Source organism: Parafannyhessea sp. (assembly GCF_051876455.1).
Classification (GTDB): Bacteria; Actinomycetota; Coriobacteriia; order Coriobacteriales; family Atopobiaceae; genus Parafannyhessea.
The window spans coordinates 1-8,766 of sequence record NZ_JBJEHW010000144.1; the positions used below are offsets into that span (position 1 = coordinate 1).

Here is an 8,766-nt window from a genome sequence, read left to right on the forward strand (position 1 = left end):
TGGACATGCCGCTCAAGTCGCTCAAGAAGAAGTTCAAGGACAAGCGCTTCGCCGCAGGCTGCGACCGCGACGTCATGCGCCTGGGCGCCGAGTACAACGGCCTCGAGGTCAACGACGCCCTCAACGAGGTGCTCGAGGCCATGAAGGCCATCGCGCCGGTGGGCGACATCTACGCCAAGGGCGCTGAGGACGAGAAGGACGCGGACGACTCGGCCGAGGCCCCCGTGGAGGCCAAGCAGGGCGTGACCGTGGAGCCGATCGCCGAGGGCGTCACGTTTGACGTCTTCAGCCAGTCCGACATGCGCGTCGTCCACATCAAGGACTGCGTCGCCGTCCCCAAGAGCAAGAAGCTGCTGCAGTTCACGCTCGACGACGGCACCGGCACGGACCGCACGATCCTCTCCGGCATCCACGCCTACTACGAGCCCGAGGACCTCGTCGGCAAGAACGTGGTCGCGATCGTCAACATCCCGCCGCGCAAGATGATGGGCATCGAGTCGTGCGGCATGCTCCTCTCGGCCATCCACGAGGAGGACGGCCAGGAGCGCCTGAACCTGCTGATGGTCGACCCGTCCATCCCCGCGGGCTCCAAGCTCTACTAGGGGCAACGGCCGCGTGGCGGCCACGCACATAGCGAGGCCAGGGGCCTGTCGGTGGACGTTCCGCCGGCAGGCCCCTGTTCTTCTCTTCCCCTATGCAAGCTCCGCGGTGCAGAAGACGCGCTCGACGGCTGCCTCGTAATCGGCGACCCCCTTGGCGTGCCTGACCGCCCTGATTACCTTGTGCGGTTCCGCAAAGTCGTCCTTGGCGTAGGACCACCACTCCTTCATGCGGAACACGGCATTGCCGCCGATCTCTTCCTCGTACGCCCGGAACAGCCTGTCGTGGAACCGCCTGAGCTCATCGATGCCGAGCGCCGGGCCCCCACCAATCATCCTCGCCAGGGCCGGGTTCGCGACGATGCCGCGGCCCAGCATGACGTGGCGGGTCGTCGGGTAGGCATCCACCAGCGCCTCAAAATCGGCGACGCCAAAGATGTTTCCGTTGTAGGCGACGGGAAAGGGAGCCCGCTCCAACGTCCGCCCGTACGGCTCCCACCGGGGCTCGCCGCGGTATCCGTCCCGTTGCACGCGCGGGTGTACGATGAGCTCGGCAAGCGGCATGCGGCAGTACACGTCCAGGATCGCCTCGTACTCGCTGTCGTCGCTCAGGCCAAGGCGCGTCTTTACCGAGACCGGCAGCGGGGAGCGTGCGCAGACGTCCCGAAGGAACGCCTCGAGCTCCTCCGGATGGCGCAGGAAGCCGGAACCCTTGCCCTTGGCCACCACCGTTCCCGAGGGGCATCCCAGGTTGAGGTTGACCTCCCTGTAGCCCATCTCGGCCAGCATCTGTGCCGACCAGACAAACTCGTCGGCGTTCTTGGTCAGGAGCTGCGGGACAACGTTCAGCCCCCGGTTGTGTGCCGGGGCGACCTCCTTGGACGCCCGGCCGCCAAACCGGCTGCCCACACGTGGCGTCGGCAAAAAGGGCGTGTAGTACTTCTCGAGCGTCCCAAAGCACTGGGCGTGCACGCGACGGAAGACGTACCCCGTGATGCCCTCCATGGGCGCCAAAGACAGAATCACCGTGTGCTCATCCTCCCGTACCAGACGCAAATCGAATCAATCTTACGCGCAGCCAGGACGAGGCGACGCCTTCGCCACGCCCCCGCCGCCGCGTTACCGCCCCGTGTCGCGCGTTCGTGAATTTGGGATTGCGCGTTACTGCGTCGCGAGGTGGGGTAAAGAGCTACAAGTTAACCAATGGGCGCGGCCCCAGGCCCGCGCCGGACACAGGAACGGAGGCATCGGACCGCCCATGTTCGAGAAGTTTACCGACAAGGCACGCAAGGTCATGAGCCTCGCGCAGGAAGAGGCCCGCAACCTCGGCAAGATGTATGTGGGTACGGAGCACCTCCTGCTTGCGCTCATCCGGGAGGGCGACGGCATCGCCGCCCAGGCACTTGCGAAGCTGGACGTCACGTACGACGAGACCGTGGCGACCATCAAGGAGATCTCGTCCGAGGAGAAGGAGCCCGTCCCCGGCGGGCACATTCCCTTCACGCCGCGCGCCAAGCGCGTGCTCGAGGCGGCGTACCGCGAGACGGTCACCCGCGGCCAGACCTACATCGCGACGGAGCACCTGCTGCTCGGCATCGTCGCGGAGGGCAACGGCCGCGCCATGACCGCGCTGTCCCGCATGGGCGTCTCCGGCGACGCCATCCGCAACGCCGTCAGCGAGCTGATGGACAAGGAGGGCGAGAAGGACGAGCCCTCGTCGCAGGCGGCCGAGGTCGGCTTCGGCCCCCAGTTCATGGGTGCGGGCCCGCAGAGCGCGGGCTCCGGCTCGGATGATGGCTCCATGCTCGAGCAGTTCGGCCGCAACCTCACCAAGCTCGCGGCCGACGGCAAGCTCGACCCCGTCATCGGGCGCGACCGCGAGGTCGAGCGCGTGATGCAGGTCCTGGCGCGCCGCCAGAAGAACAACCCGCTCATCCTGGGCGACCCGGGCGTCGGCAAGACGGCCATCGTCGAGGGGCTGGCGCAGCTCATCTCGGCCGGCAACGTGCCCGACATCCTGCGCGGCAAGCAGATCTGGACGCTCGACGTCGCGTCGCTCGTCGCCGGCTCCAAGTACCGTGGCGAGTTCGAGGACCGCATGAAGAAGGTCATCCGCGAGGTCGAGGACGACAAGAACGTCATCCTCTTCATCGACGAGATCCACACCATCATCGGCGCCGGCTCGGCCGAGGGCTCCATCGACGCCGCATCGATCCTCAAGCCGCCCCTGTCGCGCGGCGAGATCCAGGTCATCGGCGCCACCACGGTGGACGAGTACCGCAAGCACATCGAGAAGGACTCCGCGCTCGAGCGCCGCTTCCAGCCCGTCAACATCGGCGAGCCCACGCCCGAGGACACCGTCAAGATCCTCCACGGCCTGCAGGACCGCTACGAGAAGCACCACCACGTCAAGTACACCGACGCCGCGATCGAGGCGGCGGTCACGCTGTCCAACCGCTACGTGCAGGACCGCTTCCTGCCCGACAAGGCCATCGACATCATCGACGAGGCCGGCGCCCGCACGCGCGTCCACAAGACCACGCTGCCGCCCGAGCTCGCCAAGGTGGACGAGGAGCTCGCAAGCGTCAAGGACCAGAAGTCCAAGGCCGCGAGCGCCCAGGAGTTCGAGGAGGCCGCCCGCCTGCGCGACAAGGAGCGCGAGCTCACGACCAAGCGCGACGAGCTCGAGAAGGCCTGGCACGAGAAGCAGAGCAAGAACGTCGTCATCGTGGACGAGAAGGACATAGCCGACGTGGTCTCGGACATCACCGGGGTGCCCGTCTCCAACCTCACCGAGGCGGAGGCCTCCAAGCTCCTGCGTTGCGAGGACGCCCTGCACCAGCGCGTCATCGGCCAGGACGAGGCCGTGAGCAAGGTCGCGCGCGCCATCCGCCGCAGCCGCTCCCCGCTCAAGGACCCGCGTCGCCCCGGCGGCTCGTTCATCTTCCTGGGCCCCTCGGGCGTGGGCAAGACCGAGCTCGCCAAGTCGCTCGCGGAGTTCCTCTTCGGCAGCGACGACGCCCTCATCAGCTTCGACATGTCCGAGTTCATGGAGAAGCACGAGGTCTCCAAGCTCGTGGGCGCGCCCCCGGGATACGTGGGATACGACGAGGGCGGCGAGCTCACCAAGGCCATCCGCAGGCGCCCGTACTCCGTGGTCCTCTTTGACGAGATCGAGAAGGCCCACCCCGACGTCTTCAACATCCTGCTGCAGATCCTGGACGAGGGCAGGCTGACCGACGGCCAGGGCCGCACGGTCGACTTCAGCAACACGGTCATCATCATGACCTCCAACATCGGCGCGCGCGAGATCGCGCAGACCGCACCCATGGGCTTCTCGGCCCAGGGCAACGGCGGCCTTTCCGACAAGGAGATCAAGAGCCGCGTTGAGGGCGAGCTCAAGCACCTGTTCCGTCCCGAGTTCCTCAACCGCGTTGACGAGATTGTGGTCTTCAAGTCGCTCACGGGCGAGCAGCTGCGCAAGATCGTCGAGCTCATGATCCGCGACCTGCGCAACCGCCTCATCGCCAACGGCATGTCCATCGAGCTGACGGACGCCGCGCGCGACTACATCGCCAAGGAGGGCACGGACCCCGTCTACGGCGCGCGCCCGCTGCGCAGGGCCATCCAGACGCTCATCGAGGACCCGCTGTCCGAGCAGATGCTCATGGGCGAGTGGAAGGCCGGCGACATCATCGAGGTGGACGCCGGGAAGGACGGGCTCACGTTCGCGAAGGGCAAGGGAGAGATCCCCGCGGCCACGGAGCGCGTCCACATGGACCTTCCGCAGGCGCGCGAGCACTGGACGTCCGGTGCGGAGGGGCACTTCTCGCCCAGCGCGTCCGAGCCGGGCGGCGTGGCCTCGGCCGAGTAGCCGGAAGGCAGGCAGGCTGTGACAGGGGGGCGTGGCGGCGTGGCCGTCGCGCCCCTTTGCGTCGCAACTTAAAACGCGGATGGTTTCGCAATATACTGAAGGGGACAACCCGACGCCGGCCCGCCTTGGCGGGTCGGCTGCGATGTGGAGGTGGGCCGATGGGTCAGGACGAGGCCGAGAAGAGCAAGGACAGCCGGGAGCGACTGCGCGCGGCCATACGCCAGACCGCGCCGGGGACCTCGCTCAGGCACGCGCTCGACATGATCATCGCGGGCCACATGGGCGCGCTCATCTGCATCGGCGACACGGACGCCGTGCTCGCCGCCGGTGACGACGGGTTCAGGCTGGACATCTCGTTCACGGCGAACCGCCTGTTCGAGCTCTCCAAGATGGACGGCGCCATCGTGATCGACAAGGGGCTCACGCAGATCCTGCGCGCGAACTACCACCTCAACCCCGACCCGTCGCTCCCCACGAGTGAGACGGGCATGCGCCACCGCACCGCGGCGCGCATGAGCCTGCTCACCAAGGCCATGGTCATATCCGTGTCGGAGCGCCGCCAGGTGGTGACCGTCTTCATGGACGGCAAGGGCCATCAGCTGCGTCCCGTGACGGAGATCATGTCGTCCGTCAACCAGCTGCTCGTGTCGCTCCAGAGCACGCGCCAGCAGCTCGACCACAGCCTGCTGCGCCTGACGACGCTCGAGCTGGACAACTACGTGACGCTAAGCGACATCACGGACACCATCTACCTCTTCGAGGTGCTCATGAACGCGGCAGAGCACCTGGACAGCCACATCCTGGAGCTCGGCAGCGAGGGCAAGACCATCGCCATGCAGCGCGACGAGTTCGTGGGCGACGCGGACGACAACTACACGCTGCTCATCCGCGACTACGCCGTGGACTCCTCCGTAGAGAACGCCCAGAGGATCCGCAAGATCTTCCACGAGACGGAGAACTCGCGCCTGCGCTCGCCCAAGGTCGTGGCGTCCGTGCTGGGCTACGAGGGCAAGACGGAGGACAGCATCCTCACGCCGCTGGGCCTGCGTACGCTGTCCAGCATCTCCGTCGTGCGCAAGGGCATGGCAGACAAGATCGTGGACGAGTACGGCTCGCTCCAGAACCTCCTGGACGACATCGAGAAGAACCCCTCCCGCCTCGACTCCGTGGGCGTGCAGAACCCCAGCATCCTGGCGGACAGCCTGTACCGCATGTGGGGCAAGCGCGCATGAGCGCCCCAAGGCCATGCGCCTGCGCGTGCGCGCAGCGCCCGAGCGAGGTGGCGTCCGGCCCGGACACCTGCGCCGTGGTAGTGGCGGGTGGCGTGGGCGAGCGCTTTGGCGACCCGGTGGGCAAGCAGTACGTGGAGCTCTGCGGGCTGCCCATTGCCTGCTGGTCCATACTCGCGCTGGACAGGGCGCCCTCCGTGGGGCACATCGTGGTGGTGTGCAAGCCCGAGCGCAGGGAGCTCATGCAGGAGGACGTCCTGGGCCGCCTGCACCTGCGCTGCGACGTCACGCTTGCGGTGGCGGGCGCGACCCGGCAGGAGTCCGTCTACTCCGGCCTCTGCGCCATCCCAGGGGGCGCGGGCTTCTCGCTCGTGGCGATACACGACGCGGTGCGGCCGCTGGTCCGCACGGAGGACGTGGAGCGCTGCTGCGCCCGCGTGCGCACGGACGACTCCATCGCCGGCGCGATCTGCGCCGTGCCCTCCACGGACACGCTCAAGCTGGTGGAGGAGAAGAGCATCGTCGCCACGCCGGACCGCAGCTACTACTGGTGCGCCCAGACGCCACAGGTCTTCAGGACCAAGGCCATCGTCTCCGCGCACCGCGCGGCCATCTGGGACGAGTTCCAGGGGACGGACGACGCGTCGCTGGTCGAGCGCCACGGCGGGCGCGTGGTGTGCGTGGAGTCCTCGCGCTCGAACATCAAGGTGACGGTGCCGGAGGACCTGGCCATAGCACAGACGCTGCTCGAGCGTCGCATCATGGAGGAGGGCTGCGGCATACGGTAGCCGCGGCCGCGTTGGGAGGCGTCGTGCTTCGCATAGGACACGGGTTTGACGTGCATCGGTTTGCCGAGGGTCGCAGGTGCGTCCTGGGCGGGGTCGAGGTGCCCTACGAGCTGGGGCTCCTGGGACACTCGGACGCGGACGTGGTCACGCACGCCCTGATGGACGCCATACTGGGGGCGCTGCGCGCGGGCGACATAGGCCAGCTCTTCCCGGACGACGACCCTGCCTTCGAGGGGGCGGACTCGCTCGTGCTGCTCTCGCGCGTGATGGACGTGGTGCGCTCGCGCGGCGCGCGCGTGCTCGACTGCGACTGCACCATAGCCGCGCAGGCGCCCAAGCTGGCGCCGTACCGCGAGCAGATGCGCGAGCGTATCGCTGGCGCCATGGGGCTTGGCGTGGGGAGCGTGGGTATGAAGGCCACCACCACGGAGGGGCTCGGCTTTGTGGGTAGGAAGGAGGGCATCGCCGCATGGGCGGTGGTCCTCCTGGATGACGGAGCGCCCGGGGACGGGCGATGTAGCGGCCGCTAGGCGCGCTGGACGCCAAGGCCGCATTGGGTAGACGTGGCCTGCACCCAAGGCGCAAACCGTATAGAATGCCATCCCAGATACGTGAGCGGCCCCAGGCCGACGTGCATGCACAGCAAGGAGAGACCCATGCTCATCTATAACACCCAGACGCACAGGAAAGAAGAGTTCAAGCCGATAGACGAGGGCAAGGTCCGCATGTACGTGTGCGGCCCCACCGTGTACGACCAGATCCACATCGGCAACGCCCGCACGTTCCTGAGCTTCGACGTGATCCGCCGCTACCTGCAGTACAAGGGCTACGAGGTCACGTTTGCCCAGAACCTGACGGACGTGGACGACAAGATCATCAACCGCGCCAACGAGGAGGGTCGCACCGCGGCCGAGGTGGCGCAGGAGTACAGCGACGCCTTCATCGAGCAGATGCACCGCTTTGGCATCCTCGACCCGGACATCCGCCCGCGCGCCACGCGCGAGATCCAGGCCATGCAGGACATGATCAAGATCCTGATAGAGAAGGGCCACGCCTACGCCGCCGACAACGGCGACGTGTACTTCTCCGTCCGCTCTGACAGCCACTACGGCATCCTGTCCGGCCGCGACCTCGACCAGCTGCGCGCCGGCGAGCGCGTCGAGGTGAACGACCAGAAGCGCGACCCCTTCGACTTTGCGCTGTGGAAGGCCGCCAAGCCCGGCGAGCCCAGCTGGCCCAGCCCCTGGGGCGATGGGCGCCCCGGCTGGCACACCGAGTGCTGCGCCATGATCCACCGCTACCTGGGCACGCCCATCGACATCCACGGCGGCGGCCAGGACCTGGTCTTCCCGCACCACGAGAACGAGACCGCCCAGGCCATGTGCGCGTGGGACCGCCCGCTCGCCAACGTGTGGATGCACACGGGCATGCTCCGCGTCAACGGCGAGAAGATGTCCAAGTCGCTGGGCAACTTCTTCACGCTCAAGGAGATCCTGGACAAGTACCCCGCGGACGCCGTGCGCCTGCTCATGCTGCAGACCCACTACCGCTCCGCCCTCGACTTCCAGACCGACCAGCTTGACGGCGCCGTGGGCACGCTCGAGCGCCTGCGCACCTGCGTCAAGAACCTGCGCTGGGCGGCCGACAACGCGCCGCAGGATGGCGAGCTGAGCGACAACGACCGCACGCTGGGCGCGGCCATCGACGCGGCCCACGACGAGTTCGTGCGCCAGATGGACGACGACTTCAACACCTCCGGCGGCCTTGCGGCCATCTTCGGCCTGGTCACGGCTGCCAACAAGTACCTGGCCGACGCCGGCAACGACGCCGCCACTGCCCCGGCGCTGCGCGCGGCCGACATGATCGTGGAGCTTTCCGACGTCCTGGGCATCGACCTTTCCGGCCTGGGCGAGAAGAGCCTCCCCGCCGAGCTGGTGCCCCTTGCGGCGCAGTACGCCGGCTTCGAGGGCGACGACCCGGACGAGGCCGCCCGCGTGCTGCTGGCCGCGCGCCAGGAGGCCCGCGCCAACAAGGACTGGGGCACGGCCGACGCCATCCGCGACGGCATCGCCAAGCTTGGCCTCGTGGTCGAGGACACGGCCGCCGGCGCGCGTCTGACCAGGAAGGCGTAGGCACATGGCGCGAAGCTCCTCACGCGGCAGGGGACCTAGGCCCGCGGGACAGGGCCAGCGCGGCCCCAGGTTCCGCGGCGGCGCGGGCGAGAAGAGCCGCGGTCCCCGTTCCGGCGGCCCCAGGGGCGCAAGCCCCCGCGGCGG

7 protein-coding genes are annotated in these 8,766 nt (G+C 67.9%); 6 read left to right on the plus strand and 1 reads right to left on the minus strand.

Annotated features, from left to right (window positions below; genetic code table 11):
- Positions 1 to 602, plus strand: a 602-nt coding sequence (metG, locus tag ACI38Z_RS06405; RefSeq protein WP_439789366.1) for a methionine--tRNA ligase subunit beta, incomplete at its 5' end; no start/stop codon positions are given.
- Positions 603 to 692: 90 nt separating this feature from the next.
- Here metG and ACI38Z_RS06410 read toward each other — a convergent pair.
- Complete coding sequence (locus ACI38Z_RS06410; RefSeq protein ID WP_439789367.1) at positions 693 to 1,625, minus strand: tRNA dihydrouridine synthase; 933 nt, start codon at positions 1,623 to 1,625, stop codon at positions 693 to 695.
- 232 nt (positions 1,626 to 1,857) lie between these two features.
- Here ACI38Z_RS06410 and ACI38Z_RS06415 point away from each other — a divergent pair, with 232 nt between their 5' ends.
- From ACI38Z_RS06415 to cysS, 5 genes are all read left to right on the plus strand, one after another.
- On the plus strand, positions 1,858 to 4,473 hold the full coding sequence (locus ACI38Z_RS06415) for an ATP-dependent Clp protease ATP-binding subunit (RefSeq protein ID WP_439789368.1): 2,616 nt from the start codon (positions 1,858 to 1,860) through the stop codon (positions 4,471 to 4,473).
- Between the two features lie 158 nt (positions 4,474 to 4,631).
- Positions 4,632 to 5,705: a DNA integrity scanning diadenylate cyclase DisA gene (disA, locus tag ACI38Z_RS06420; protein WP_439789369.1), complete on the plus strand. Its 1,074-nt coding sequence runs from the start codon at positions 4,632 to 4,634 to the stop codon at positions 5,703 to 5,705.
- On the plus strand, positions 5,702 to 6,490 hold the full coding sequence (gene ispD, locus ACI38Z_RS06425; RefSeq protein WP_439789370.1) for a 2-C-methyl-D-erythritol 4-phosphate cytidylyltransferase: 789 nt from the start codon (positions 5,702 to 5,704) through the stop codon (positions 6,488 to 6,490). The genes disA and ispD overlap by 4 nt, the downstream gene beginning before the upstream one ends.
- Positions 6,491 to 6,513: 23 nt before the next feature.
- Positions 6,514 to 7,020 (plus strand): 2-C-methyl-D-erythritol 2,4-cyclodiphosphate synthase, encoded by a 507-nt coding sequence (gene ispF / locus ACI38Z_RS06430; RefSeq protein ID WP_439789371.1) that lies wholly within the window; start codon positions 6,514 to 6,516, stop codon positions 7,018 to 7,020.
- Between the two features lie 126 nt (positions 7,021 to 7,146).
- A complete protein-coding gene (gene cysS, locus ACI38Z_RS06435; RefSeq protein WP_439789372.1) occupies positions 7,147 to 8,622 on the plus strand; it encodes a cysteine--tRNA ligase in 1,476 nt (491 codons plus the stop codon).
- Positions 8,623 to 8,766 lie beyond the last annotated feature (144 nt).